Here is a 24,481-nt window from a genome sequence, read left to right on the forward strand (position 1 = left end):
GAGGGTGCACTCGCTGCAACCTCGTGTTCACTGGGATCAGGCATGATCTATGTCATGACATCCCAATCACATGATGCCGCCGATGTGGTGGCGTTCGCGCAACGGTGGTACCGCTACGGAGGCGGCGACCCGACCGACATCATGATCGAGTTCGGCCTGTCGGAACGGGATTACTTTCTCCGGTTGCGCGGTGCGCTCGCCGACTACGACGGCCTCGACCCGCAAACAGCCGGTGACATCGCTCAGGTCGTTGCGCGGCGGCTGGCCGAGCTCGGACCGAAAACCGATGGGGAGGCCCTGTCGCGCGCAGCAACGGCGTGAGAAATGCATGGCTTCGGACGTGATCGTCTTCGGGGTGTGATCACGTCCGATTCAGCACGAGTCGTGCCGCGTTTCTGCCGGGGATGCCGCTGACACCGCCACCGCGTCGTGCCCCGGCACCACAGAGCAGCAGGCGAGGATGACGGGTCTCGACGCCCCAGGTGCCGACCTGGTCGTCGGACTCGGCCCACGGCCACTGCAGGCTGCGGTGGAAGATGTTGCCGCCCGGGAGGCCGACCGTCTCCTCGAGATCCTGCGGGGTCTTCACCTCGACACACGGATTGCCCGCGACGTCGTGCGCGATGACCGATTGGATGGGTTCGGCGAGAACCGAATTGAGCGACGCAAGGGTTGCGCCGACGGCGTGTTCGACGGCGCCGGGCTCCTCGAAGACCTCTGGGGGTGTGTGGAGCCCGAATAAGGTCAGCGTGTGTTTGCCGTCGAGTTCGGGGCCGAGAATGGATCGATCCGACAAGGTGTGGCAGTAGATCTCGCAGGGCGGGAGTTCGGGCATCTCCCCGCGGGTGGCCTGCCGCCACGCTCGCTGCAGCTGTGTTGCGGTCTCGTTGATGTGGAATGTGCCGGCGAATGCCGCGTGCGGCGAGACGGTGGGGTCCTGCAGCCGGGGCAGGCGGTCGAGGAGCAGGTTGATCTTGAGTTGCGCTCCGCGGGTGCCGTTCTCGGTCGCGATCGGTTCGTCGAGCAGCGCATTGACGGACTGCGGCGCACACGCGGCGTACAGCATGGTCCCGGTCACCGTAGTCCCATCGGCGAATTCGACGGTACCGTCGGCCGGATCGATCCCGACGATCTCGACGCCGGTCCGGATCTCGGCGCCCGCCGCGGCCGCCGCCTGATACAGCGCGCCGGACACCGCGCCCATCCCGCCGACCGGGACGTCCCAGTCGCCGGTGCCGCCGCCGATCACGTGATACAGGAAGCAGATGTTCTGACGCAGCGATGCATCGTCGAGATCGGCGAAGGTGCCGATCAATCCATCGGTCGCCACGATCCCGCGCACGACGTCGTCGTCGAAGTACTGATCGAGCAGCGCGCCGAGCGGGCGCGTCGTCAGGGACTCCCACAACTCCGCTTCGCTCGAATCGGAGCCGGTGACGAGGTCGTGCATCTGAGCCGCTGACCGCAGCGGCTCGAGCATCGTCGGGAACACGCGCCGCGCGACGGTGCCGATCCGACTGTAGAACGACTGCCATGCTGTGAATACGGTGTCCGAACCGGTTGCCAGACGGAAGGATTCGGCGGTCGCGCGCTCGTCCTCGCTGTCGACCAGGATGCCGGTCGACGGATCGCGGGGAAGTGGCGTGTACGACGAGTGACGTCGTCGGACGAGTCGGATGTCGAGACCCAGATCGGTGATGATCTCGCGCGGCATCAACGACACCAGATACGAGTAGCGCGACAACCGTGCGGGCAGGCCGGGAAAGGGCATGGCGGACACGGCCGCACCGCCCACGTGATCGGCCTTCTCCACCACCAGGACGGACCGCCCGGCATCGGCGAGATAGGCGGCGGCCGTGAGGCCGTTGTGGCCCGCCCCGATGATGATGTCGTCGACGTGTGCGGCTGCCGTCATACGGGTGTCACCTCATGATGCGTGCGAGGAAGGGGGTCGAGTCCGGCATCGAGGCGAGCACGGTGCCGGAATGATCCTTGGACGGATACACGTGCAGTTCGACCGGCTGGTTCGCGGCGCGCATCTGGGCGTAGAGCGACAACGCCGACGGCGCCGGCACGTCGGTGTCGAGCAGCCCCTGTCCGAGGAAGATCGGCCGGTCGTAGCCCGAGTACGGCGTGCCCATATAGCGGGCCAGAGCCTCGCGCGCACCCGGGATGCCCGCGAGTGGAGCGTGGAACAGCGTGCGCAGATCGCGACCCGCCATCACTGACTGCATCTCGGGATAGCAGAGGTGCCGGGCCTTCTCGACCAGGTCGCGGCCGAGCGGGGTGAGCACCGACTGCGGACGCAGGTCCGGGCGGGCGTCGATGAAGCCGGCCAGGATGTAGGCCGCGTAGGTGTTGAGCCCGGCAGGGAGCTTGACCGGCGGGAAGCTCGGCCCGGCGAGCGAGATGATCTGCTCGATGTTCGCGGGTGTGCCGGTGGCGACGACGCCGCGATAGTCCAGATCGGTACCGCGGGACAGCTCGGTCGCTCGGCGAGCGCCGTTGAGCGCGGCACCCGCTCCCTGCGACTGCCCGACGATCGCCCACCGACGGTTCAGCGGCAGCCCCATCTGCCCCGCCGCCTTCACCGAGTCCACGATCGAGTGTGCCTCCGACTCGCCGTTGAGGTAGCTCATCAACCCGGGGGTGCCGAGACCCACGTAGTCGGTTGCGACGACGGCATACCCCTCGCGCAACCAGTGGGACAGGTAGGCGGTGTCGCGGTCACTGCGTGGCTGGGCCGACGGGGTGCACGAGTCGCCGAGTCCGGTGGTCCCGTGGGCCCACGCGATCACCGGCCACCCACCGCGCGGGGGAGTGCCGGCCGGGACGAACACCGCGCCGGTGCTGGTGGCCGGACGTCCGTGTTGATCCGGTGTCGCATAGTGGATCCGGCGGGCCTGTGCAGCACCGGGGAGGCTCAGCGGCGCGGCGAGCGGAACCTGGGCGATGAGGGTGCCCGCCTGGGCCGGGACCGGGCCGCGGTAGTCGCGGACATCCATGCCCGACCAGACGGGCGCTGCCGTCGGCGGGGCGGTCTCGGCTCCCGCAGTCGGGGACGACACCGTCATCCCGGCCGTGGCGGCCACCGCCAGGAACATCGCCGCGACGGAACGTCGCACACCTCGAGAGCTCATGATGTCTCACCGTAGATCACCCGCCCGACCGGCACGCCGGGATGTCGGGTTGGACCTATCCTTGGTGAGTGGACATTCCGTCAGTGGAGTTGAACAACGGGTACTCGATCCCGATGGTCGGCCTCGGCACGTTCGACATGCTGGGCCGGCCGGGCGTCTCGGCCGTCGCGGGCGCATTGCGCGCGGGCTATCGCCTGCTCGACACCGCAAGCCGTTACAGCAACGAGCGCAGTGTCGGTCTCGGACTTCGGGAGTCGGGCGTCGACCGGGACGAGGTCGTCGTGCAGACCAAGCTCGGCGGCGGCGATCAGGGATTCGACGAGGCGATCAACGCCGCAAAGGACAGTGCGCGCCGCCTGGGCGTCGACCACATCGACGTCTACCTGATCCACTGGCCGTGCCCGAGCCTCGGACGCACCGTCGACTCGTGGAAGGCGTTGCTCACCCTGGCCGACGAGGGGTTCATCCGGACCGCGGGGGTGTCGAACTTCAAGCAGCATCATCTGCAGATGCTCTACGACGAGACCGGGCGGTGGCCTGCGCTCAACCAGATCCAGTGCTCACCGGCGCTGGCGCGTACCGGTCTGCGGGAGTTCATGGAGGAGAAGGGTATTCATGCCCAGGCCTGGCATCCGACGGGCCGCAAGGAGGGCATGCTGGGCGAGGCCGCGGTGATCAAACTCGCGCGCAAGTACGGCAAGTCGCCGACGCAGATCGCGCTGCGCTGGTCGGTGCAGCACGGTATCGGTGTGGTCCCCAAGTCGTCGCACACCGGACGCCAGCTCGAGAATGCCGACCTGTTCGACTTCCGGTTCGACACCGACGATCTCGGTGCGCTCGCCGGCCTCGATCGCGGCGAGAAGGCGGCCCGCGACTCCGACGTCGAAGAGGAGTTCTAGACCTCAACCGGGCGACGGGGGATCCGCCGAACCGCCTGCCGTCGCAGCGCTCCGGTCGTAAGGTCGGGCCCATGAGGGTTGGCCCTACATGACTGCGGCCGCATCGGACGCGCCGTCGGAGGAACTCGATCAGCGTCGGGTCCTGTCCATCTTCGGCGGGCTCATGCTGGCGATGCTGCTCGCGGCCCTCGACCAGACCATCGTGTCGACCGCGCTGCCGACGATCGTCAACGACCTCGGTGGCGCCGAACATCTCACCTGGGTCGTCACCGCCTACATGCTGGCGACCACCGCCACCACACCGTTGTGGGGCAAGCTCGGCGATCTCTACGGCCGGCGGTACCTGTTCATCGCGTGCGTGGTGATCTTCCTGATCGGGTCGGCACTCTGCGGCACGGCGTCGTCGATGACCCAGCTCATCGCCTACCGCGCATTGCAGGGCGTCGGAGCCGGTGGCCTCATGGTGTTGGCGCAGGCCATCATCGGCGACGTCGTACCGCCCCGCGAACGTGGCCGCTACCAGGGTGTGTTCGGTGCCGTGTTCGGCTTCGCGAGTGTCGTCGGCCCGCTGCTGGGCGGGTTCTTCGTCGACAACCTCAGCTGGCGGTGGGTGTTCTACATCAACCTGCCCATCGGCGTCGTTGCGCTCATCGCCGTGATCCTGGTGCTGCCGTCGACCACGGCGACGGTCAAACCGTCGATCGACTACCTCGGCATCCTGTTGCTCGCCGGCGCGGCCACCGGGATCGTGCTCGTCACGAGTTTCGGATCACTGTGGGGCTGGACCTCCCCACGCGTGTTGGGACTCGCCGTACTCTCCGTCGTCGCGGTGGTCGCCTTCGTCTTCGTCGAACTCCGCGCTCCTGAGCCGGTTCTGCCGATCCGGCTGCTCACCAACCGGGTGTTCGTCATCTCCGCGTCCGTCGGATTCGTCGTCGGCTTCGCCATGTTCGGGGCCATCACGTTCCTGCCGCTGTTCCTGCAATCGGTGCAGGGTGCCACGGCCACCTCGTCCGGGCTGCGGATGATCCCGATGATGGTCGGCCTGCTGATCACCTCGATCGGCAGTGGCCAGATCATCAGCCGGACGGGCCGGTACAAGATCTTCCCGATCATCGGTTGCGGCATCTTCACGGTCGCGCTGTATCTGTTGTCGACGATGGACCGCACGACGTCGGAGGTCCTGACCAGCGTCTACCTGTTCATCCTCGGCGTCGGGCTCGGCATGGTGATGCAGGTGCTGGTCCTCGCCGTGCAGAACGCCGTCGAATACCGCGACCTCGGCACCGGGACCAGCGGCGCGACCTTCTTCCGCACCATCGGGTCGTCGGTCGGCGTCGCCGCCTTCGGCGCGGTCTTCAACACCCGACTCGACTCCCTGCTCACCAGCGAGCCGCCGCCGGGTGCGGTCGGCCGGTGCTCGGCGGAGGTGCTGGAGGCCTCGACGCTCTCGCTGCCGTCCTGCCCACCGGACGTCCAGGACTGGTTCCTCGACGGATTCACCGATGCGTTCCACGTCGTCTTCCTGGTCGCCGTGCCGATCGGCGCCATCGCGTTCGCACTGTCGTGGCTGCTGCCGGAGGTGTCGCTGCGGACCGTCACCAAGACCCCGGACCCGGGCGAGACGTTCGGCATGCCGTCGGCGCGCACCTCGCTCGAGGAACTGCGGCTCAAGGTGTGGCAGACCCTCGCCCGTGATGACCGGCTGCGAGCTTGGGAACTCGTCGTCGAGACGGCCCAGAGTTCGCTGACGCGCGGCGAGGCGTGGATGGTCAGCAGGGTGTCGGAGGAGGGGACCCGCGAGATCTCCGCGATGGTCGAGGCGTCGCAGTCACCGCACGAGGTCGTCGAGCGGACCGCGTGGTCGCTGGCCGCGCGTGGCATGGTCACGATCGACCACGGGTTGGTGGCGATCACACCGGAGGGTGACGCCGAGGCGCAGCGATTGCTCGAGGCGCAGCGTCGGCGGCTGCGTGACTTCATCGCCGACTATCCGGGCAGCGACGAGGCCGACGTCGACGACATGCTCGACGAGATCGCGCGCCGCCTGCACGACGAAGCGCCCCCGCCGGGGCTGGTCGCGACCGGGAACGGTTGATCTGGCGGTTCCGTGGTCTCGATACGCGGCGACCCCTGGTGCCTGAGGAGCCTCGCGAGGTACGAGCGATGCGTCACGAAGGCCGACGCCGACGACTCACGAATCCGGTCAGGCCCAGACGTCGGCGGGCATGCGGTCGAGGATGTCGCACATCATGTCGAGATGCGGCATCAGTCGGTCGAGTTCGAGCCGGCGATCCTCGAACGACACCATGTACGTGCCCTCGAAGCGCCAGTCGAAGTCGCGGACCCCGAGGTGGCGGTCGGCGACCTCGGGAGTCAACACCCGACGGGCAAAGGCCTCATCCGAGGACTTCACCAGGAAATCGGCGTCGAAGTCGGGGCGGTCCAGCCGGATTCGCTGGAATCCGAGCGCAGAGGCGACCCGCCCGCCGAGCAGCCCCTCGGGCCGCACCTCGAGATCCGGCATGGCGCAGGGCAACCCCACGACCCACATCATGTGGTGATGGTGGCGAGTGGTCTCGCGGTCGTCGTCCCGGTCTTTCTCGGTGTACTCGTACTCGAACACCCAGACGTTGCGGTCACGATGTCGGCCCGCCATCAGGTCGTGCACACGCCCCTGTCCCCACGCCCGAAACGGCGGGCCCTGGAACTGGTCGGCGAAGGACTGTTGGTCGCCGAGATACTCCCACCCGCGGTCGGCGGCGAACGCCATGCGCTCCCTGCGTCGTCGTACGGCCAGATACAGCCGCAGCGACCAGCTCCCGATGACGATCACCGCGATGATCACGGCGATGACGATGACACTGCTCGGCACGCTCGTTTCCCCCCGTCTGGCGACCGACTGCGTGGCCCCCGATGGTCACAGATCGCCCACCACAGTAGGGGTGGGTCTGTTTTCACCGCCATCGGCCATCCGATCGACGGCTGGACTAGGGTTGTGGCGTGTCTCGACCCGAATCCGGCTCTGACGAGCATCGACAGCGCCACGAGGACTACACCACCCGCCACGCGCCGACTCCGTTGGAACTGCCACTCAACGACGGTGAGGCCTCGACGAACGTCGACCTCAAGACGCAGATCATCCGATTCGCCATCACGGGTGCCGGGTCCGGGGTCCTCGATTTCGGTCTCACGTTGCTGCTGCAGTACGTCGTCGGCACGCCGTTCTGGATCGCCAAGTCCTTCGGTTTCATCCTCGGTACGACGACCGCCTACCTGCTGAACCGCCGCTGGACCTTCGAAGCCGAGCCGAGCGCGCTGCGATTCGTCGCGGTCGCCGCGCTGTACGGTGTCACGTTCTTCGTGAATGTCGGGCTTTACACCTGGTTGTCGCACATGTGGCCGGTGACGATCCTCTACAGCTTCATCGCCTACGTCATCGCGCAGGGAACGGCCACGGTGATCAACTTCGTGGTCCAACGTCTGGTCATCTTCCGGATACGGTGACCCGATGACCACCGCGGTCGTCGTCGGCAGCGGACCGAACGGTCTCACCGCGGCCCTCACCTTGGCCCGCGAGGGGATCGCGGTCCGTGTGATCGAGGCGGCTGACGAGATCGGCGGCGGCACGCGATCCTCGGAGTTGCTTCGCCCCGGCATCGTGCACGACCACTGTTCGGCCTTCCACCCGCTGGGCGCGGGGTCACCGGCATTCCGTGCACTCGGCCTGGAACACCACGGGCTGCGCTGGCGGTATCCCGACATCGACTGCGCGCATCCGCTCGACGGCGGGCGGGCCGCACTGCTGTACCGCTCGGTCTCCGACACCGCGGCCGGGCTCGATGCCGACGAATCCGTGTGGCGCGACATGATCGGCGGTGTCGCAGCCGATTTCGACGACCTGTCGACCGACATACTCGGTCCGCTGATCCGAATGCCCGCGCACCCGGTGCGTCTGGCGGAGTTCGGACATCGGGCGCTCTACCCCGCATCCGCGTTGGCCCGCGTCTTCCGATCCGACGAGGCCCGCGCGCTGTTCGGCGGTGTCGCCGCGCACGCGTTCACCCGACTCGACCGGCCCGGTTCGGCGGCAGCCGGCCTGATGCTGCTCGCGGCGGGGCATCGTCACGGATGGCCGGTCGCCGAGGGCGGGTCGTCGGCGATCGCGACGGCGTTGGCCTCGGCGTTGATCGATGCCGGCGGGACGATCACCGTCGGGCAGGCGATCGCACGTGTCGACGAGCTCGACTCCGCCGACCTCGTCCTGCTCGACGTCATGCCCGGGGCGGCCGCACGCATTCTCGGTGATCGGCTGTCGCGGCGGATGTTCCGCCGGTACAGCACCTTCCGTCATGGACCCGCCGCATTCAAGGTGGACTATCTGATCGACGGCGAGGTCGGCTGGATCGCCGAGGGCTGTCGACGCGCCGGGACCGTGCATCTCGGTGGCGACGTGAGCGAGATCGTCGCCGCGGAAGGAGAAGTCGCGTCCGGCCGGATGCCGGAGCGTCCGTTCACCCTGGTCGGGCAGCAATGGCTCGCCGATCCGTCCCGCGCGTCTGGGACGCTGAAGCCGCTGTGGGCGTATGCGCATGTGCCGCAGGGCTACACGGGCGACGCAACGGAGGTGATCACCGCCCAGATCGAGCGGTTCGCACCCGGTTTTCGCGACCGGATCGTCGACTCGGTGAGCGCCGGTCCGGCCCGGCTGCAGGAGCGCAACACCAACTACGTCGGAGGCGACATCGGCGGCGGCAGGAACGATCTGATCCATCTGCTGGCACGTCCGCGCCTGTCCCCGAATCCATACGCGACGGGTGTGCCGGGCGTGTTCCTGTGCTCGTCGGCGACACCGCCCGGCGGAGGAGTCCACGGCATGTGCGGTCATCACGCCGCGCACGCCGCGCTCCGGTTCCTCGAACGGTGACCCTCAGCCGTTCACCTTGGCGATGATGTTCTCCGCGTACCAGTTCAGATGTTCGATCTTCTTCTCCAGGGGCTCGGTGTCCGGACCCTTGATATAGGGGAGTCGGAAGCCGACGATCACGTCGGTGATGCCCTTGTCCTCCAGCCGCTTACAGCCGTCGACAGTGTAGGCGTCGGTTGAGATCACGTGGATCTCGAACGGATCGTTGGTCTTTCCCTCCGCCTTGCGGATGTCGGCGATCTTGTCGAGCAGTTCGTCGAGTTCCTCGGCGGGGCCGCCACCGTGCATCCAGCCGTCGCCTCGGATCACGGCCCGTCGCAGAGCGAGGTCCGCGTGGCCGCCGACCAGCAGCGGAATCGGCTCGGTCGGAGCGGGCGTCATCTTGATCCTCGGGATGTCGTAGAACTCCCCGTGGAACTCGAAGTACTCGCCGGTGGTGAGGCCACGGATGATGTCCATGCACTCGTCCATGCGCTTGCCGCGCCGCTTGAAGTCGACGCCCATGAAGTCGTAGTCCTCGGGCCACGGGCTGGTGCCGACACCGAGTGCGAATCGGTTGTTCGTCAGGAAGGCGACCGAACTCGCCTGCTTCGCGACCAGGGCCGGCGGGCGCACCGGCAGCTTCACGACGAACGGGGTGAACCGGATCGTCTCGGTCACCGCGCCCAGCGCAGCGGCCTGGATGAAGGTCTCGATGAACGCCTTGTCGTCGAGGAACTCGCGGTTGCCGTCGGGCGTGTACGGGTAGGTCGCGTCCGACTCCGCGGGATACGCGAGTGAATCGGGGATGGTGAAACCGGAGTATCCGGCCTGCTCCGCGGCCTGCGCGAGCGGCGGATAGAAGGTCGGGTCGGTCATGGCCTCGGCGAAGGTGAAGCGCATCGTGCTCCTCGTGACGTGTGACGGTCTTCACCCCAGAGTAGAACACGTTCTAGTTCTTTTGCGGTAGCGGTTCTCGGATGCTCCCGGACGGCGGGTCGGAATTGTCCGACTACGCGTGGCGTTCGAGCCCACATGACGAACCGCGACAACAGTGAGTTGACCGCCGACGACATCGAGTTCCTCAGTCGCCCCCTCCACGGATTCCTGACCACGGCCTCCGGTCCGGTACCCGCTCAACCGCGGCCGGTGTGGTTTGAGGTCACCACGGATGGGGCGGTGCAACTGTTCACCGAACCCGAGTCACTGAAGATCCGGCGACTGCGCCGGGATGCACGGGCCTCGCTCGTGGTCGCGGCCCCGGTGGGTGAGCGTGAGCGGTGGGTGTCGGTCGCCGGCACGGTCACCGTGGAGACCGACGGTGCACACGAGCTGGCCGCTCGCCTGGCCAAGCGCTATTGGGACCTCGACGATCCCGACCGTGCGCGCGAACTCGAGCAGATCGTGTCCGACGATCAGCGTCGCATGGTGATCCGGCCCGACGAGGTGCGGCGGTTCAGCTTCTGAGGTTCGGCGCTAGATCAGGGCGGCGGTCGTGTTGGTCGACAGGGACGCACGCACTGCGGCGGTGATGTCGTCGACGATGATCTCGTCGTCGCCGCGCTCGAGTGCGTCGAGAACGATCCCGACGACGGCCTGCGGATCCAGCTTGGGGACGTCGATCACGTCGACTGTCATCGGGGTGGCGGCGTAGCTCAGGTGAGCGCCGAGAACCTGGGTGCCCTGCCCGGCGAGCTCTGCCCGCAAGCTGTTGGTCAGTCCCCACAACGCGGCCTTCGACGGCGAATACGCGCCCGGCATCGCGATCCAGCTCAACGCGGATGCGATGTCAACGACTGCTCCTCCGCCACGTGCGGCCAGGATAGGGCGGAAGGCCCGCGTCATCTCGAGGACACCGAAGACATTGGTCTCGAACACATCCCGGATCTCGGACATCGGTGATTCCAGGAGTGATGATCCGCTGATGATTCCGGCGTTGTTGATCAGGATGTCGACATCCGACGCGGTCGAAGCGGCGGCGGCGATACTGTCGGAGTCCGTGACGTCGAGTCGGATGGGGGCCAATCGCGGGTCGTCGAGCGGGATCTCGCGCCGAGCGGCGGCGTAGACCTTCGCGGCGCCGCGATCGAGTGCCTGCGCGGCGAACTCGAGTCCGAGGCCGCCGGATGCTCCGGTGACCAGAACGGTGCGGTTGTCGATCTGCACGGTGAGTATGTCCTTTCGGTTGATCGTGCCGTCACGGGGTCGTCGTCGGCAACGGCGTGTGCTCGTCGGCGCCGGGGCCGCGATGGATTCGGAGCGAGCCGCTGGTGACGCGTTCGCCGCACTCGGAGCAGACGGGTTCGACCGTCATCGTGTGTCCGCAGGAGCGATGGCTGGTGACGACCGGCGGCGGGCCGTCGACGGCCCACTTGTCGCCCCACTGACGCAACGCCGACAACACGGTCCACAGGTCGCGGCCTTTGTCGGTCAGCCGGTAGTCGTAGCGCACGGGTTTGTCCTGGTACGGCTCCTTGACCATCACGCCGTGCTCGACCAGAGTGTCGAGGCGCTGGGTGAGTACGTTGCGGGCGATGCCCAGGCGAGTGGAGAACTCGTCGAAGCGTGTCACCCCGAACAGGGCGTCCCGGATGATCAGCAACGTCCACCACTCGCCGATGATCTCGAGGGTCTGGGCGACCGAGCAGTTCATGTCGGTGAAGGTGGCGCGACGCATGGTGTCAGCGTAGCGAGTTGCATGATGCAACTCAAGGTGCTTTGCTGAGTTGCGTGAAACAACTCATCAAACGTTCACCCGTTCTCAACGGGGTGGCCCGGTGACCGCCACCGGAATCGCGGCGGTCACGCCGACGCAGCGACATACGCGCCCGGGCCTCGTGCTCCTCATCTTGTCGTCGGCCGCGTTCATGGCCAGCCTCGACGTGTTCATCGTCAATGTGGCCTTCGACGACATCGGCCGCGATCTCGGCGGCGCCGGATTGTCGCAGTTGTCATGGGTGCTGAACGCTTACACGATCATCTACGCCGCGCTGCTCGTGCCTGCGGGGCGGATCGTCGATCGGTACGGCCGCAAGGGTGGCTTCCTCATCGGGCTCGCTCTGTTCACGGTCGCCAGCGCGGCCTGCGCTGCCGCGCAGGACATCTGGTGGCTCGTGGCATTCCGCTGCCTGCAGGCCGTCGGCGCCGCGATCCTGACCCCCGCGAGTCTGGGACTGGTCGTGTCCACCATGCCGCCGCAGGTGCGGGCACGATCCGTGCGGATCTGGGCGGCCACGGGCGCGTTGGCGGCGGCCCTGGGGCCCGCCGTCGGGGGACTGCTCGTCGAGGCGTCGTGGCGCTGGGTGTTCCTGGTGAACATCCCGGTCGGGCTCGCCGCCCTCACAGCGGGCGCGGTCATGCTGACACGGTCGCGCAACGAGATCGTCACCCGACTACCGGATCTCGTCGGTGCAGCACTGCTCGCCGTCTCGATCGGCGCGCTGACGCTCGGACTGGTCGAGGGTCCCGAGTGGGGTTGGACCGACGCGCGGATCATCGGCGCATGGATCGTCGCGGTCGGCACCTTCGCCGCCTTCGTCGCGAGTTCGGTCCGGAGTCCGGAGCCGGTGATCGACCCGGCGCTGCTGAAGGTGCGTGCCTTCTCGTTCGCGAATGTGACGGCGGTGCTGTTCGCCATCCCGTTCGCCGGAGCCCTGCTCGCCAACATCCTCTGGTTGCAACAGGTCTGGGGGTACTCGGCGATCAAGACCGGGTTCGCGGTGTCCACCGGGCCGCTCATGGTGCCGATCTTCGCCGCCGTCGCCCACCGTCTGAGTGCACGAATTCCGGTGGGTGCCATCGTGTCCGCGGGATGTGTCCTGTTCGGTCTCGGTGGGATCATCATCGCGATGTCGGTCGACGCCACACCCGATTACGCGACCGAGATCCTGCCCGGATGGCTGATCGGCGGCGTCGGTGTCGGGCTCGCCCTGCCTTCGATCTTGTCGTCGGCGACCGCGGACCTACCCGCGCACCAATCGGCCACCGGCAGTGCCGTGGTCAACATGAGCCGTCAGATCGGCATGGCGCTCGGCGTCAGCCTGCTCGTCGCGATCCTCGGCAGGCCGGTCGGCTATGCCGCTGCGCACCAAGGCTTTCAAGAAGCGTGGTGGGTGCTCGGTGCGGTCGCGGTCGGCGGCGCGGTGACGGCGTTGGGGATGACGCCACGGCGGGTTGATGACGCCCCTTCGTGACGCTCGCAGGCTCGCTCCTCAGGGGTCGGAAACACTCTGATCCCTGAGGAGCGGCGCGAGGTACGAGCGCCGCGTCACGAAAGGTCACGCCCTACGGCCGCGCGAACCGCTCCCGACGACCCAGCCGCCGCAGACGCAGCCACTCCGCAAATCCCTTCGGATCGCGTTGCTGCACAAGGAAATACCATCCGAACCGGGCGTACTCCTGAGGGATGAGTTTGCGCATGCCCGGCTGGCTCATGAGGTATCCACGGTTGCGGTAGGTGAAATAGCGCTTGGTCTCGTTGTCCGGATACTGGGTGTGCATGCGCCCGCCGAGGATCGGACGGAACTCGTCCGATCCGTCGGGATGCAGGTAGCCGGCCGTCAGACAGGTGCCGAATGCGAGGCCGGAGCGCTGCAGCCGACGATGGATTTCCACCTCGTCGCCCCGGAAGAACAGTCGCAGATCCGGAACGCCGATCTCCTCGATCGCGCGGGCCGAGAACAGCGCGCCGTTGAACAACGAGGCGATCCCGGGCAGGAAATCGGAGTCATCTTCCTCAAACAGTTCAGAACGCTTGCGCCGCCACACCATTCCGCGTCGCAGCGGGAAGGCGAGCGTGTCCGGGTCGTCGATGTTCGCCACCACCGGCGACACCTCGTCGAGGTTGCGTCGGTGGGCGTAGTCGAGCAACGTGCTCAGCACCGTCGGACCGTCGGGGCGACCGTCGTCGTCGGCGCACCAGATCCAGTCCGCGCCGATCGCCAGCGCATGCAACATCCCGAGCGCGAATCCGCCTGCGCCGCCGAGGTTGCGCTGCGATCCCAGATAGGTCGTCGGGATCGGTTGCCCGGAGATCAGTTCGGCGACCCGATCCTCGGACGCGTTGTCGACGACGATGAGGTGATCGACGGGACGGTCCTGACCCGAGATCACCGCCAGAGAACCGGCGAGCAGCTCGGCGCGTCGGTGGGTGACCACCACCGCGACCACCCGTTCGCTCATCGCGGCTTGTCCTCCACCTCGGCAAGCACCTTGCGGACGTGCGCGGCAGCGGCCGGACCCTCGTAGGCGTCGACGACCTCCTCGATGCCGCCTTCCATACGGATCTGACCATGGTCGATCCAGAGGGCGCGATCGCACAGCTGCGCGAGGAACTCGTTGGAGTGGCTGGCGAACACCAGGATTCCCGACCGTTCGACAAGCGCCTGCAGGCGCGTACGGGCCTTCTTCATGAAGTCGGCGTCGACGGCGCCGATGCCCTCGTCGAGGATGAGGATCTCGGGATCGATGCTGGTGACCACGCCGAGCGCGACTCGGACCCGCATGCCGGTCGAATACGTACGCAGCGGCATCTGCAGGTAGTCACCGAGTTCGGTGAACTCCGCGATGTCGTCGATCTTCTTCAGCATCTCCTTGCGGGTCATGCCGAGGAACATGCCGCGGATGATGATGTTCTCGTAGCCGGAGATCTCCGGGTCCATCCCGACACCGAGGTCGAACACCGGGGCCACCCGGCCGCGGACCTGGCACGAGCCGCGGGTGGGCTCGTAGATGCCCGACAGCAGACGTAGCAGTGTGGATTTGCCGGCGCCGTTGTGTCCGACGAGCCCGATGCGGTCACCGTGTTCGAGATGCAGGTTGATGCCCTTGAGTGCCTCGACGACCACCACATTGGAATCGGTCGAACCGATCACACCGCCGGCGGCACCGATCACCGACTTCTTCAGCGAACGGGTCTTGGCGTCGAAGATCGGGAAGTCGACGCATGCGTCCCAGGTGTCGACGCGAACCTTGCTGTCAGATGCCATGTCTCGTCGTCCCTACACCCAGTACGCCACGCGGGCGCGGTAATTGCGCATCACGATCAACGCCATGACCCACCCGAGAACGGTACAGCCGATCACGATCGCCCAGTGGTAGAACGCCACCGACTGTCCCAGCAGCGGTCCGCGGGCGATGTCGAGGTAGTGATACATCGGATTGAGCTCGACAAGCTTCAGTCGTGATGACTCCTGGCCGCCCGAGGTCTTGCCCAGGCTCTGGGTGGTCCAGATGATCGGCGTCATGAAGAACACCAGCTGCACGACGGTGGTCAGCAGCTGACCGATGTCGCGGAAGCGGGTCGACAGGATGCCGAAGACGATGGCCACCCACACCGAGTTGAGTACGTAGAGCCCGATCGCCGGGATCACCAGGAACACCGACCAGTGCAGCGGTGGCGGAAAGATCACGAACAACAGCACGATGATGACGACGTTGTGCGCGAAGATGATCAGCTGCCGCCACACGACCCGGTAGACGTGCACGCTCACCGGGGCCGGGATCTGCTTGATCAGTCCCTCGTTCTTGGCGAAGACCTCGGCGCCCTCGAGGATCGAGCTCTGGATGAAGTTCCAGAAGATGAAGCCGAGCGCGACGTACGGCAGGAACACCTTGATGTCCATGCCGAAGAGCTCGCCGTAGAGCAGTCCCATCGCGACCGCGGTCACGCCGGTGGCGACGGTGATCCACAGCGGACCCAGCACCGATCGCCGATAACGCTGCTTGATGTCCTGCCATCCCAGATGCAGCCACAACTCGGATGTCCGCAGTCCGACGTCGAGATCTCTGAGCGCGCGCCGCAGCGTGCGTGAGTCCGACGACGCTGGTGCGGGGGGTACCTCGCCGCTGACTACCGATGACACGGGGACCCAGCATACAAGCGGGGCGTCACAGGTATTGCCCGGTGCTGGGTCCGTGGGGTCCGCCGCCGGTCATCACACCGGGCGGGAGCTGTCCTTGACGCATCTGTTCGAGCTGCGCGCGCGCCGCCATCTGTTGGGCGAACAGCGCGGTCTGGATGCCGTGGAACAGGCCTTCCAGCCAGCCGACGAGCTGGGCCTGCGCGATACGTAGCTCGGCGTCCGACGGTGTCGTGTCGTCGGTGAACGGCAGCGCGAGGCGTTCGAGTTCCTCACGCAGCTCGGGTGCGAGGCCGTCCTCGAGTTCGCGGATGGATGACTGGTGGATCTCGCGCAGACGGTTGCGGCTCGCCTCGTCGAGCGGAGCGGCACGCACCTCCTCGAGGAGCTGCTTGATCATCGTGCCGATACGCATGACCTTCGCGGGCTGCTCGACCATGTCGGCGACACTGTTGGCCTCCTCGTCGTCGACACCCGCCGTCTGACCGCCGACGACGACCACGTTGTCGGGCTCCTCGCCGGAGGCAGTGGTCCGAGGGTCGTTGCCGGGGAACGGTCCAGAAGTCATGGAGCCCATTGTGCCGAAGGCAGGTGTGCCGTGCTCGAGGCATGTGCACATGGGCGCGATACCCCCTGTCTATCGTGTGATCTATGGCCTTCGACGTCGCACACGTGCGTGGATTGTTTCCCTCGCTCGGCGACGGCTGGATTCACCTCGATCCGCAGGTCGGGATGCAGATCCCGGACTCGGTGGCGTCCGCGGTGTCCACCGGTTTCCGTCAGTTGGCGGCGACACCGGGCGGCGTCTACCCGGCGGCGCGTGCCGCCGCCGACACTGTCGATCGGGCCCGACGTGCCGTCGCCGACCTGCTCGCGACCGACCCGTCGACGGTGGTGCTCGGACCGTCTCGGTCGGCGTTGGTCACCGGGCTCGCCGAGGCGCTGCCGGTGACGACCTGGCTGGGCGGGAACGTGGTCCTGAGCCGTCAGGACGATGAACCGAACATCGTGCCGTGGCTGCGCGCGGCCGAGAACCACGGCGCCACCACGCGCTGGGCCGAGGTCGATGTAGAGACCGGCGCGCTGCCCACCTGGCAGTACCGCGATCTCGTCGACGAGCGGACGGCCGTCGTCGCGGTGACCCTCGCGTCGTCGACGATCGGGGCGATCACCGATGTGTCGGCAATCGCGGCGCTGGCGAAGGAGGCGGGTGCCCTGCTCGTCGTCGACGCCAGCAGTGCGGCGCCCTACCTCTCGCTCGACATCGCGCGGCTCGGCGCCGACGTCGTCCTCGTCTCCGCCGAACGGTGGGGAGGACCTCGGGTGTCGGCGATGGCGTTCCGCAGTGCGACAGCGATGGACCGGCTGCGTTCGGTGTCGATGGACCCGCGAGCCGAGGGACCGGCACGATTCGAGTCGGAACCGCATCAGGGCGCGCTGCTCGCCGGCCTGGTGGCCTCCGTCGAACACCTCGCGTCGCTCGACGACGATGCGATCGGCAAACGACGACCGCGACTGGTGACCGCTCTCGACGGTGTCTACGAATACCTGCAGCGACTCACCTTCTATCTGACGACGACCCTGCAGCACCTCAACCAGGTGAATCTCGTCGGCACGGTCGAGGACCGGGTGCCGGCGGTCAGCTTCACCTTCGACGGCATCAGCGCGGACAAGGTGGTCCGACGTCTCGCCGACAACGGCATCTGCGCCATCGCCGACGCGCCGAGCCGCGCCCTGTCACGGATGGGCGCCGGCGATTTCGGCGGTGCCGTGACCCTCGGACTGGGCCCGTACTCGACGCCATATGAGGTGGATCACCTGGTGCGGGCTCTCGGTTCACTCGGTTGAACGATTAGTGGGTCGGTTGTCTGAGAAGCACCTGAGGAGACTCGCAATCCGCCATCGCGGCCGCTAGGTTTACGACAATGAAGGTTGTCGTATTGGGCGCGGAGGCTTGATGTGCGCAACAGCCGGACAAGACGACCGGCCACTCGAGGAGTCCGAACGAGAGATCTGGCGGACCGTCGTCCGCGGTGGGTGGGGCCTGTTCGCCGAGATCAACGCGGCGATGTCGGAGCACGGGATGTCGCAGGTGGACCTGCGAATCCTGGAGGCCCTCGCCGATGAGCGGGAGCGGGGTATCAGTGAGCTCGCGGCGGCCGTGCACATGACGGTCAGCACGGTGTCGCGGCAGATCACCCGGCTGATCGACGAGGGGTCGGTCGGCCGGGTGGAACGCGGAACCGACGGGCGGCATCGCTTCGTCCGGATCACCGCCCACGGGCGGCGGGTGCTCGACCGGCACATGGCGGTCCGCGACACGGTCATCCGCCAACTGGTCATCGATCGGCTCAGTGCCGACGAGTATCAGACCTTCGGTGAGGTATTCCGCAAGATCGACGCCGGTCTGTCGTCGCGCCGCACCGACTGACGGCGGGACCATCCGCCGCGCGTCATCCGATCGTCAGCAGCACCTTGCCGATGGCGTCACCGCTGTCGAGGCGGGCGTGAGCGGCCTCCGCGTCGGCGAGTGGGAACGTCGAATCGACGATGGGCGCCACCCGTCCGGTGTCGATCAGCGGCCACGTGATCCGGCGGGTCGCCTCGACGACCTTTTCCTTCGAGCCGGCGCCCGTCACCGGGCGCGATCGCAAGGTCGTACCGAGAACGGCGGCCCGCTTCGTCATCAGCGCACCGATCGACAGCTCGGCCTTCACACCGCCCTGCATGCCGATGATCACGAGCCGTCCGCCGGTGTTGAGCGCCTTGACGTTCCGCTCGAGGTACTTCGCGCCCATGATGTCGAGGATGACGTCGGCGCCCCCGCTGCCGCGGATCACGTCGACGAAATCGTCGGCGGTGTAGTCGATCACGATGTCGGCGCCGAGATCGCGGCAGAAGTCGCGCTTGGCCTGCGTGCGGGCGGTGACGGCGACTCGCACATCGAGCGCATGGGCCACCTGGATCGCGTGCGTACCGATACCGCTCGACCCGCCATGGATCAGCAGCAGCTCGCCGCCCTGTAGGTGTGCGGCGTCGAACAGGTTCGACGCGACCGTGCACGCGACCTCGGGCAAGGCGGCGGCGGACACCAGATCGACCGTCGGCGGCTTCGGCAGCACCTGCACTGCGGGCACCGCGACCTTCTCGGCGTACCCGCCGCCGGCCAGCAGCGCGCACACCTCGTCGCCGACGGACCAGGCCGTCACACGGTGGCCGACCGCCGAGATCAGTCCGGACACCTCGAGCCCGAGGATGTCCGACGCGCCGGGCGGGGGAGGATAGTTGCCCTGTCGTTGCAGGAGGTCCGCCCGATTCACCCCGGCCGCGACGACGTCGATGACGACCTCGCCCGGACCCGGCTCGGGGTCCTCGACGGTGACGACGGACAGCTGGTCGGTTCCGGCTATGGCGCGCACCCTGCCGATGCTAGTCACAGTTTCTGCAGTAGCCTCATGCGCAGGGAAGCGTGGCAGAGCGGCCGAATGCACTCGCCTTGAAAGCGAGCGTGGGTAAAACCACCGGGGGTTCAAATCCCTCCGCTTCCGCCAACAGGTCGGCAGCGCTGTCACCGGCGACATGTCCGTCGCCGGTTCGACCACCGACCGCGCCAGACACCTCGATTGTGAAACATCACCCGGGTTTCGTCCGACGGTGATGTTCCACATCCGGGGTGGATCTGATCGGTCGTCGGACGCGGGGCTATCGTCACCCGGTGACGTCGTCGAGCCCCTCCCGCGAAGGCCGCGAAGGTCTCGGTCCGCTGCTGCTGTTCGCGCTGGCGATGCTGTCGGCCACCGCTCCCATCGCGACCGACCTCTACCTGCCGTCCTTCATCGAGGTGAAGGAGTCGCTGCACACCGACGCCACCCAGGTGCAGCTGACCCTGACCGCGTTCCTGGTGGGTGTGGCTGTCGGACAGGTCCTCTGGGGTCCGGTGTCCGATCGGTACGGTCGGCGCACACCGCTGCTGATCGGGTCGGCGGTCGCCGTGCTCGCCGGCGTCGTCGTGGTCGCATCACCGAACATCGAGATCCTCATCGCGTCCCGCTTCGCTCAGGCGGTCGCGGCCGCGGCCGGCATGGTGATCGCCCGCGCGATCATCGCCGACCTCCTCCTCGGTTTCGCAGGTGCCCGGTCGATGACGCTGATGATGACCATTCAAAGCCTGGCCCCGGTGATCGCGCCGGTCATCGGTGGTGTCCTGGCCGGACACGTGTCGTGGCGCGGCGTGCTCGCGGTCATCTTGGCTGCGACAGTCATCCAGTTGATCCTGGCGATCACGTCGGTGCCGGAGACGTTGCCGCGCGATGAGCGGGCCTCCCGACTCGGCTTCCGCGATCTGCTCGGCCGATTCGGCCGGCCGGCCTTTCTCGCCTACGTGTTCACCCAGGCGTTCGCGTTCGGTGCGCTGATGTCCTACATCTCGAGTTCGTCGTTCGTCTACCAGCGGGTGCTCGGGACGTCGTCGATGGTGTACGGGCTGTGCTTCGCGGTCAACGCACTCGGCATGACCGCCGCGGGTCTCGTGGCAGCCCGACTCTCCCGCAGGAGGATTCATCCCGCGCACACGATTCGTGTGGCGTTGCCGGTGCTGCTCGTCGCGTCGGTGTGCGTCCTCGGCGCGTCGCTGTCGTCGAAGCCGGTGTTGCTGGTGGTGCCGCTCTTCGTGGCCGTGACCTCGGTGGGCTTCGTGATGGGCAACAGTGCCGCGCTCGCGATGGAGCACACCCGTGACGCCGCGGGTGCCGGCAGTGCCGTGCTCGGCGGCCTGATGTTCCTCGTCGGCGGTCTGGTCTCCCCGCTCGGCGGGCTCGCCGGCGACGACACCGCCGTCCCGATGGCGTGCGTCATGGTCGGCTCCGCAGTGCTCGCGTTGGCCTGCTTCGTCCTCGCCCGCCGCTACGCGGCGCGACACCCCGACGGCGAGGCCGCGTTCACGGCGTGAGGTGGACGACCGCACTCCATCGGAGGGCGATTACCACAGGTCACCCCGCCGACAGCGCCTGCCGCCCTGCCGCCGACGCGAATCCCAACCACGTGTGGCGGTTGCCCGCCCAGCACCAGCCGACCTTGGGTGCGTTCTTGCGGTCGCGACCGTCGCGGCCGGTGCCACCGGAGATCCAGATCGCCGGGGTCCGGGCATCGAGCTTGCCGTTCGGTTTGGTGAGCCGCGAACCGATGGTCATGAAGCACTTGTTCGATTCGAGGCGGTCGGGCTGCTGCAGCAGCCACGCGATGCCCTCGCCGACGGTCAGAGGCGTCCGTCCGGCGCCGGTGATGGCCGGGAGCGCCTCGTCGGGACTCCAGTTCAGCATCTCGTCGCCGCGATCCACGCCATCGATCGTGTAGAACGGACCGGCCGGGACGTCGATGCCCGCGATGGGTGCGAAGTCGTCGAGGTCGGTCATGTCGACGACGACGAACCCGGGCTTGCCGGCACGAGAGAGCAACGGAGCCAACGCCGACGGGGCGATCAGCTCCGGTCCCGGCACCAGGAGTGTGCCGTCGGGTGCGTCGACGGCTGCGGCGAGGAGATCGGCGTCGGAGATGCCGGCGATCCGGCCGACGCCGAGGTCGATCAGCCGTCGGGCCTGGGTCGGAAGGTCGGGAAAAGTGACGATCGGCGCGCTCATCACATGGATTGTACCGATGATCTGAAAAAGGTTGCTGCTCAGCGCAATCCGAGCGAGCGCATGAGCACTGGCCACGCGATGGCGAGTTCGTCCTTCCAATAGCCCCACTTGTGGGTGCCGGTCGTGTGCAGATTGGCGGTGTACGGGATGCCGAGTGAGGAGAGTCGCGCGGTCATCTGTCGTGTGCAGAACGACGATCCCAGTTCGCCGATGATGCCGCGGAACGTCTCGTCGACCGGGTCGCCGAGCAGGTTGTTGTATTTGCCCGGCAGGCCGTTGCCCGTCGACAGATAGATCGTCCTGCCGCGCAGCTTCTCCGCCAACAGATAAGGGTCGTGGTCGGCCCACGCCGGATCGCCGACCGGTCCCCACATGTTGGCGGCATCGCCACCACCGCGGCTCACGTCCCAACTCGTCAGCAGCTGATTCTGCAGACTGGAGATGTTGGCGCAGTTGCTGAATCCCGCGACGCCGCGGTAGAGCGATGGATGCCGCGCGGCGAGCGTGAGTGCGGCGACCCCGCCCATCGAGGCGCCGGCGATCGCGTTGCGGCCGTTGCCGCCGAACTCGCCGTCGATGAGGGGCGGGAGTTCGCGGGTCAGGAACGTCTCGTACATGTATTTCTTGCCGACGCCCGGATCGACCGCCCGCCAGTCCGTGTAGTAGCTGTGCGGATCGCCCACCGGGGTGACGACGGTGAGCTCGTCGCCGGCGGCCAGCGTCGCGAGATCGGTCATCGCGTACCAGCCGGACTCCTCGGTGTGCGCTTCCGCGCCGTCGAGCATGTAGAGCGTCGGGCGCGACCCCGTGGCCGACGACGAGGGCCGTTGGACGTCGACGGTGACCGGACGTGCCATCGCCGGCGACCACACCTTGAGCCGCTCGCGACCGCCGAACGGTGTCGACGACATGACGTAGGCCCGGGATCGGTCCGAGCCGTTCGACGTGCCACGGGCCGACCGCGGATCGCCGGTCGTGTCCGGATCAGCGGTCTGCGGGGAATCCGTGGTCGGCGACACGGGGTTCGGTGGGGCGGGGTCAGGCGACACAGTGGTCGGCGGGCCGGCGTCGGGAGCGGCCTGCACGGAGGGCGCGGCCGGCGTGCACATCAGCAACGTGACCACCGCCAGCGTGGTCATCGAGCCCGCCACGCGTTTCCGTCCCGCCACCGCAGTTACCTCCCGAATCACACACGACACTTGCGCCACATCCGTAACATCTCGAGTATGCCGGAGATGTCCGATGCGGCGCCCGTGCCGAGACCGATCCGGGACGCGGTGGTGATCAGCCCGCGACGGTGGCTGTCACCAGCAGGTACTCCCAGTGCATCTGCCCGTCCGTCAGATATCGGTCGGCCAGGGCGGCCATCGCGGCGTCGAGTTCGTCGACCCTGTCCGCGTCGTCGGCGATTGTCCGGAAAGTGGTGATCGTCGGCCCGTAGGTGGCCTTGAAGAAGTCGCGGAAGGCGGCGCCGTCGTCGAATCGGCTGACCGGCAGGCTCTCCGTGGTGGCCGTGATGTCACGGACGCGGTCGCCGAACAGGGTCCGCACGTGGTCGTCGTCGCCCCAGAGGACTCCGGGCTGCGCGTCGGGAGGAGGAGGCGGCGCGTACGGCTTCATGACGGCGAACAGTTCTCCGATGAATCCGGTCGGTGTCCAGTTGATCAGCCCGATACGCCCGCCCGGCCGGCATACGCGGACGAGTTCGTCGGCGCAGCTCTGGTGATGTGGCGCGAACATCACGCCCACGCAGGAGGTTGCGACGTCGAAGGCGTCCGGGTCGAACGGAAGATCCTCGGCATCGGCGGTGCGCCAGACGATTCCGGAGTCCGGGGCGCGCCTCTCGCCCACCTCGAGGAGTTCCGGGGTGAGGTCGGTGGCGACGACATGTGCGCCGGCGGCTGCTGCGGGGATCGCCACGTTCCCGGCGCCGGCCGCGACGTCGACGACGCGGTCGCCGGAGGTGATGCCGACGGCCTCGACGAGGCGTGGCCCGAGGGGGGCGATGACGTCGGCGACGGCGGGATAGTCGCCCGACGCCCACAGGGCGCGATGCTTGGACTTGAGTGCGGCGTCGGTGGAGATGTCGTCGATCGACATGGTGGTGCTCCTTCATCTCGTCGAATGACGTCGGGGACATGACGTCGTCGGTTCTGACGCAGGTCAGCATCCCTCCGCGCGATGATGGCCTGCCAGATCAAGATCTGAACCACCCCCGGTTCACAATCTGTACTGGTCACGCCGTCGGAAGAGGTGTGTACTGGGATGGGCGTCGACATGAAGTGGGTACACGATGACCTCTTACGGACAGTTCTGCCCGGTGGCGAAGGCGATGGAGCTGCTCGACGAACGCTGGACGATCCTTGTCGTCCGCGAACTCCTCTTGGGCAGTAGACATTTCAACGAGCTACGACGAGGCGTCCCCAAGATGTCGCCGGCGTTGCTGACCAAGCGGCTACGCGGGCTCGAGCGCGCCGGCGTGATCCGCCGAACCGAGGTCGGTGGTCGATCGGTGTACACCCTCACCGAGAAGGGGGAGGAGCTCACCGAGGTCGTGACGGCGTTGAGTGCGTGGGGGACCCGGTGGATCGGTGAGTTGGGCGACGCCGACCTCGATCCGCACCTGCTCATGTGGGACATGCATCGCACCGTCCCCATCGACCGCTGGCCACGACGACGAACCATGGTGGAGTTCACCTTTCGTGATGTCATCGGCAAGGCGGGCTCGTGGTGGCTCGTGGTCAGCGATGGGCGGGCGGAGGTCTGCGACTTCCACCCGGGCTATGAGGTCGACGCGACCGTTGTCACCGATCTGCGTACGCTCACCGAACTGTGGCGCGGCGACGTCGATTGGCCGACCTGCCTGAGCGACAACCGGATCACGGTCCTCGCGCCCTCCGACGTCCGGCGTGAGGTGCCCGGATGGATCGGTCAGAGCAACGCCGCGGCGATTCCGCGGCCCGCCTGAATCGCGCCTACTTCGCGCACTGGCTCGACCTGGGCAAGAATGCCGTGCCGAATCGAGCCACCTGTGTTCGTC

General features: G+C 67.3%; 25 protein-coding genes and 1 tRNA gene. 12 read left to right on the top strand and 14 right to left on the bottom strand.

Features of this window, described 5'->3' with window-relative positions:
- Positions 1-54: 54 nt before the first annotated feature.
- Positions 55-321, top strand: coding sequence for a hypothetical protein (locus EEB19_RS06390; RefSeq protein ID WP_187584298.1), 267 nt, complete (start codon positions 55-57; stop codon positions 319-321).
- 40 nt (positions 322-361) lie between these two features.
- On the opposite strand, the gene EEB19_RS06395 is transcribed toward EEB19_RS06390, so the two are convergent.
- Together EEB19_RS06395 and EEB19_RS06400 are read right to left on the bottom strand one after the other, a co-directional pair.
- Positions 362-1,915: an NAD(P)/FAD-dependent oxidoreductase gene (locus EEB19_RS06395; RefSeq protein ID WP_187584300.1), complete on the bottom strand. Its 1,554-nt coding sequence runs from the start codon at positions 1,913-1,915 to the stop codon at positions 362-364.
- A gap of 7 nt (positions 1,916-1,922) precedes the next feature.
- Entirely contained in the window at positions 1,923-3,140 is a 1,218-nt protein-coding gene (locus EEB19_RS06400; protein WP_187584302.1) for a S9 family peptidase, read from the bottom strand.
- 68 nt (positions 3,141-3,208) lie between these two features.
- Between EEB19_RS06400 and EEB19_RS06405 the strand changes: the two genes are divergently transcribed.
- A complete protein-coding gene (locus EEB19_RS06405; RefSeq protein ID WP_187584304.1) occupies positions 3,209-4,039 on the top strand; it encodes an aldo/keto reductase in 831 nt (276 codons plus the stop codon).
- Positions 4,040-4,127: 88 nt separating this feature from the next.
- Positions 4,128-6,137 carry an MDR family MFS transporter gene (locus EEB19_RS06410; RefSeq protein ID WP_187584306.1) on the top strand — a complete coding sequence of 670 codons (2,010 nt, stop codon included), beginning with the start codon at positions 4,128-4,130 and terminating at the stop codon, positions 6,135-6,137.
- A 108-nt stretch (positions 6,138-6,245) separates the two neighbouring features.
- Here EEB19_RS06410 and EEB19_RS06415 read toward each other — a convergent pair whose 3' ends face one another.
- Entirely contained in the window at positions 6,246-6,914 is a 669-nt protein-coding gene (locus EEB19_RS06415; RefSeq protein ID WP_187584308.1) for a DUF3137 domain-containing protein, read from the bottom strand.
- Between the two features lie 128 nt (positions 6,915-7,042).
- Here EEB19_RS06415 and EEB19_RS06420 point away from each other — a divergent pair, with 128 nt between their 5' ends.
- Positions 7,043-7,546, top strand: a complete 504-nt coding sequence (locus EEB19_RS06420) for a GtrA family protein (protein ID WP_262365482.1) — start codon at positions 7,043-7,045, stop codon at positions 7,544-7,546.
- 4 nt (positions 7,547-7,550) lie between these two features.
- On the top strand, positions 7,551-8,966 hold the full coding sequence (locus tag EEB19_RS06425; RefSeq protein WP_187584310.1) for an NAD(P)/FAD-dependent oxidoreductase: 1,416 nt from the start codon (positions 7,551-7,553) through the stop codon (positions 8,964-8,966).
- A gap of 3 nt (positions 8,967-8,969) precedes the next feature.
- Here the strand turns inward: EEB19_RS06425 and EEB19_RS06430 are convergent, their stop codons facing one another.
- The gene (locus tag EEB19_RS06430; RefSeq protein ID WP_187584312.1) at positions 8,970-9,848 is read right to left on the bottom strand and encodes a TIGR03619 family F420-dependent LLM class oxidoreductase; all 879 of its coding nucleotides are present in this window, start codon (positions 9,846-9,848) and stop codon (positions 8,970-8,972) included.
- Positions 9,849-9,980: 132 nt separating this feature from the next.
- On the opposite strand from EEB19_RS06430, the gene EEB19_RS06435 reads away from it, so the two are divergent.
- Positions 9,981-10,412, top strand: a complete 432-nt coding sequence (locus EEB19_RS06435) for a pyridoxamine 5'-phosphate oxidase family protein (RefSeq protein WP_187584314.1) — start codon at positions 9,981-9,983, stop codon at positions 10,410-10,412.
- Between the two features lie 9 nt (positions 10,413-10,421).
- Here the strand turns inward: EEB19_RS06435 and EEB19_RS06440 are convergent, their stop codons facing one another.
- Complete coding sequence (locus tag EEB19_RS06440) at positions 10,422-11,111, bottom strand: SDR family oxidoreductase (protein ID WP_187584317.1); 690 nt, start codon at positions 11,109-11,111, stop codon at positions 10,422-10,424.
- Positions 11,112-11,142: 31 nt separating this feature from the next.
- Positions 11,143-11,622: a helix-turn-helix domain-containing protein gene (locus EEB19_RS06445; protein ID WP_187584319.1), complete on the bottom strand. Its 480-nt coding sequence runs from the start codon at positions 11,620-11,622 to the stop codon at positions 11,143-11,145.
- A 100-nt stretch (positions 11,623-11,722) separates the two neighbouring features.
- Here EEB19_RS06445 and EEB19_RS06450 point away from each other — a divergent pair, with 100 nt between their 5' ends.
- Positions 11,723-13,138 carry a DHA2 family efflux MFS transporter permease subunit gene (locus EEB19_RS06450; protein ID WP_262365483.1) on the top strand — a complete coding sequence of 472 codons (1,416 nt, stop codon included), beginning with the start codon at positions 11,723-11,725 and terminating at the stop codon, positions 13,136-13,138.
- A 91-nt stretch (positions 13,139-13,229) separates the two neighbouring features.
- On the opposite strand, the gene EEB19_RS06455 is transcribed toward EEB19_RS06450, so the two are convergent.
- The 4 genes from EEB19_RS06455 to EEB19_RS06470 are packed head-to-tail and all read right to left on the bottom strand — an operon-like array spanning position 13,230 to position 16,373.
- The gene (locus EEB19_RS06455; RefSeq protein ID WP_187584323.1) at positions 13,230-14,126 is read right to left on the bottom strand and encodes a glycosyltransferase; all 897 of its coding nucleotides are present in this window, start codon (positions 14,124-14,126) and stop codon (positions 13,230-13,232) included.
- Positions 14,123-14,932 (bottom strand): ABC transporter ATP-binding protein, encoded by an 810-nt coding sequence (locus EEB19_RS06460; protein ID WP_187584325.1) that lies wholly within the window; start codon positions 14,930-14,932, stop codon positions 14,123-14,125. Before EEB19_RS06460 ends, EEB19_RS06455 begins: the two co-directional genes overlap by 4 nt.
- A gap of 12 nt (positions 14,933-14,944) precedes the next feature.
- Entirely contained in the window at positions 14,945-15,808 is an 864-nt protein-coding gene (locus EEB19_RS06465) for an ABC transporter permease (protein ID WP_187584327.1), read from the bottom strand.
- A 25-nt stretch (positions 15,809-15,833) separates the two neighbouring features.
- Positions 15,834-16,373: a bacterial proteasome activator family protein gene (locus EEB19_RS06470; protein WP_187584329.1), complete on the bottom strand. Its 540-nt coding sequence runs from the start codon at positions 16,371-16,373 to the stop codon at positions 15,834-15,836.
- Positions 16,374-16,456: 83 nt separating this feature from the next.
- Between EEB19_RS06470 and EEB19_RS06475 the strand changes: the two genes are divergently transcribed.
- Both EEB19_RS06475 and EEB19_RS06480 read left to right on the top strand, forming a co-directional pair.
- Positions 16,457-17,653, top strand: coding sequence for a cysteine desulfurase-like protein (locus tag EEB19_RS06475; protein ID WP_187584331.1), 1,197 nt, complete (start codon positions 16,457-16,459; stop codon positions 17,651-17,653).
- A gap of 109 nt (positions 17,654-17,762) precedes the next feature.
- Complete coding sequence (locus EEB19_RS06480; protein WP_187584333.1) at positions 17,763-18,236, top strand: MarR family winged helix-turn-helix transcriptional regulator; 474 nt, start codon at positions 17,763-17,765, stop codon at positions 18,234-18,236.
- 22 nt (positions 18,237-18,258) lie between these two features.
- Here the strand turns inward: EEB19_RS06480 and EEB19_RS06485 are convergent, their stop codons facing one another.
- Positions 18,259-19,224, bottom strand: coding sequence for an NAD(P)H-quinone oxidoreductase (locus EEB19_RS06485; protein WP_187584335.1), 966 nt, complete (start codon positions 19,222-19,224; stop codon positions 18,259-18,261).
- Positions 19,225-19,268: 44 nt separating this feature from the next.
- On the opposite strand from EEB19_RS06485, the gene EEB19_RS06490 reads away from it, so the two are divergent.
- Both EEB19_RS06490 and EEB19_RS06495 read left to right on the top strand, forming a co-directional pair.
- A tRNA-Ser gene (locus tag EEB19_RS06490) sits at positions 19,269-19,356 on the top strand.
- A gap of 164 nt (positions 19,357-19,520) precedes the next feature.
- The gene (locus EEB19_RS06495) at positions 19,521-20,753 is read left to right on the top strand and encodes a multidrug effflux MFS transporter (RefSeq protein ID WP_187584336.1); all 1,233 of its coding nucleotides are present in this window, start codon (positions 19,521-19,523) and stop codon (positions 20,751-20,753) included.
- Between the two features lie 40 nt (positions 20,754-20,793).
- Here EEB19_RS06495 and EEB19_RS06500 read toward each other — a convergent pair whose 3' ends face one another.
- The 3 genes from EEB19_RS06500 to EEB19_RS06510 form a co-directional block, all read right to left on the bottom strand.
- Complete coding sequence (locus EEB19_RS06500; RefSeq protein ID WP_187584337.1) at positions 20,794-21,441, bottom strand: DUF5701 family protein; 648 nt, start codon at positions 21,439-21,441, stop codon at positions 20,794-20,796.
- 38 nt (positions 21,442-21,479) lie between these two features.
- On the bottom strand, positions 21,480-22,610 hold the full coding sequence (locus EEB19_RS06505) for an alpha/beta hydrolase family protein (protein WP_262365484.1): 1,131 nt from the start codon (positions 22,608-22,610) through the stop codon (positions 21,480-21,482).
- 115 nt (positions 22,611-22,725) lie between these two features.
- A complete protein-coding gene (locus tag EEB19_RS06510) occupies positions 22,726-23,541 on the bottom strand; it encodes a class I SAM-dependent methyltransferase (RefSeq protein ID WP_187584338.1) in 816 nt (271 codons plus the stop codon).
- A 193-nt stretch (positions 23,542-23,734) separates the two neighbouring features.
- Between EEB19_RS06510 and EEB19_RS06515 the strand changes: the two genes are divergently transcribed.
- Positions 23,735-24,409: a helix-turn-helix domain-containing protein gene (locus tag EEB19_RS06515; protein WP_187584339.1), complete on the top strand. Its 675-nt coding sequence runs from the start codon at positions 23,735-23,737 to the stop codon at positions 24,407-24,409.
- The last annotated feature ends 72 nt before the right edge of the window (positions 24,410-24,481 follow it).

Source organism: Gordonia sp. OPL2, assembly GCF_003797825.1.
In the GTDB taxonomy this organism is placed as follows: Bacteria; Actinomycetota; Actinomycetes; order Mycobacteriales; family Mycobacteriaceae; genus Gordonia.

Bases quoted from the DNA above. Each gene is read 5' to 3' on its own strand.
- EEB19_RS06475 (WP_187584331.1), top strand. From the start codon at position 16,457: ATGGCCTTCGACGTCGCACACGTGCGTGGATTGTTTCCCTCGCTCGGC.
- EEB19_RS06470 (WP_187584329.1), bottom strand. From the start codon at position 16,373: ATGACTTCTGGACCGTTCCCCGGCAACGACCCTCGGACCACTGCCTCC.
- EEB19_RS06410 (WP_187584306.1), top strand. From the start codon at position 4,128: ATGACTGCGGCCGCATCGGACGCGCCGTCGGAGGAACTCGATCAGCGT.
- EEB19_RS06515 (WP_187584339.1), top strand. From the start codon at position 23,735: ATGACCTCTTACGGACAGTTCTGCCCGGTGGCGAAGGCGATGGAGCTG.
- EEB19_RS06430 (WP_187584312.1), bottom strand. From the start codon at position 9,848: ATGCGCTTCACCTTCGCCGAGGCCATGACCGACCCGACCTTCTATCCG.
- EEB19_RS06500 (WP_187584337.1), bottom strand. From the start codon at position 21,441: ATGAGCGCGCCGATCGTCACTTTTCCCGACCTTCCGACCCAGGCCCGA.
- EEB19_RS06510 (WP_187584338.1), bottom strand. From the start codon at position 23,541: ATGTCGATCGACGACATCTCCACCGACGCCGCACTCAAGTCCAAGCAT.
- EEB19_RS06480 (WP_187584333.1), top strand. From the start codon at position 17,763: ATGTGCGCAACAGCCGGACAAGACGACCGGCCACTCGAGGAGTCCGAA.
- EEB19_RS06395 (WP_187584300.1), bottom strand. From the start codon at position 1,915: ATGACGGCAGCCGCACACGTCGACGACATCATCATCGGGGCGGGCCAC.
- EEB19_RS06455 (WP_187584323.1), bottom strand. From the start codon at position 14,126: ATGAGCGAACGGGTGGTCGCGGTGGTGGTCACCCACCGACGCGCCGAG.
- EEB19_RS06400 (WP_187584302.1), bottom strand. From the start codon at position 3,140: ATGAGCTCTCGAGGTGTGCGACGTTCCGTCGCGGCGATGTTCCTGGCG.
- EEB19_RS06390 (WP_187584298.1), top strand. From the start codon at position 55: ATGACATCCCAATCACATGATGCCGCCGATGTGGTGGCGTTCGCGCAA.
- EEB19_RS06425 (WP_187584310.1), top strand. From the start codon at position 7,551: ATGACCACCGCGGTCGTCGTCGGCAGCGGACCGAACGGTCTCACCGCG.
- EEB19_RS06460 (WP_187584325.1), bottom strand. From the start codon at position 14,932: ATGGCATCTGACAGCAAGGTTCGCGTCGACACCTGGGACGCATGCGTC.
- EEB19_RS06435 (WP_187584314.1), top strand. From the start codon at position 9,981: ATGACGAACCGCGACAACAGTGAGTTGACCGCCGACGACATCGAGTTC.
- EEB19_RS06445 (WP_187584319.1), bottom strand. From the start codon at position 11,622: ATGCGTCGCGCCACCTTCACCGACATGAACTGCTCGGTCGCCCAGACC.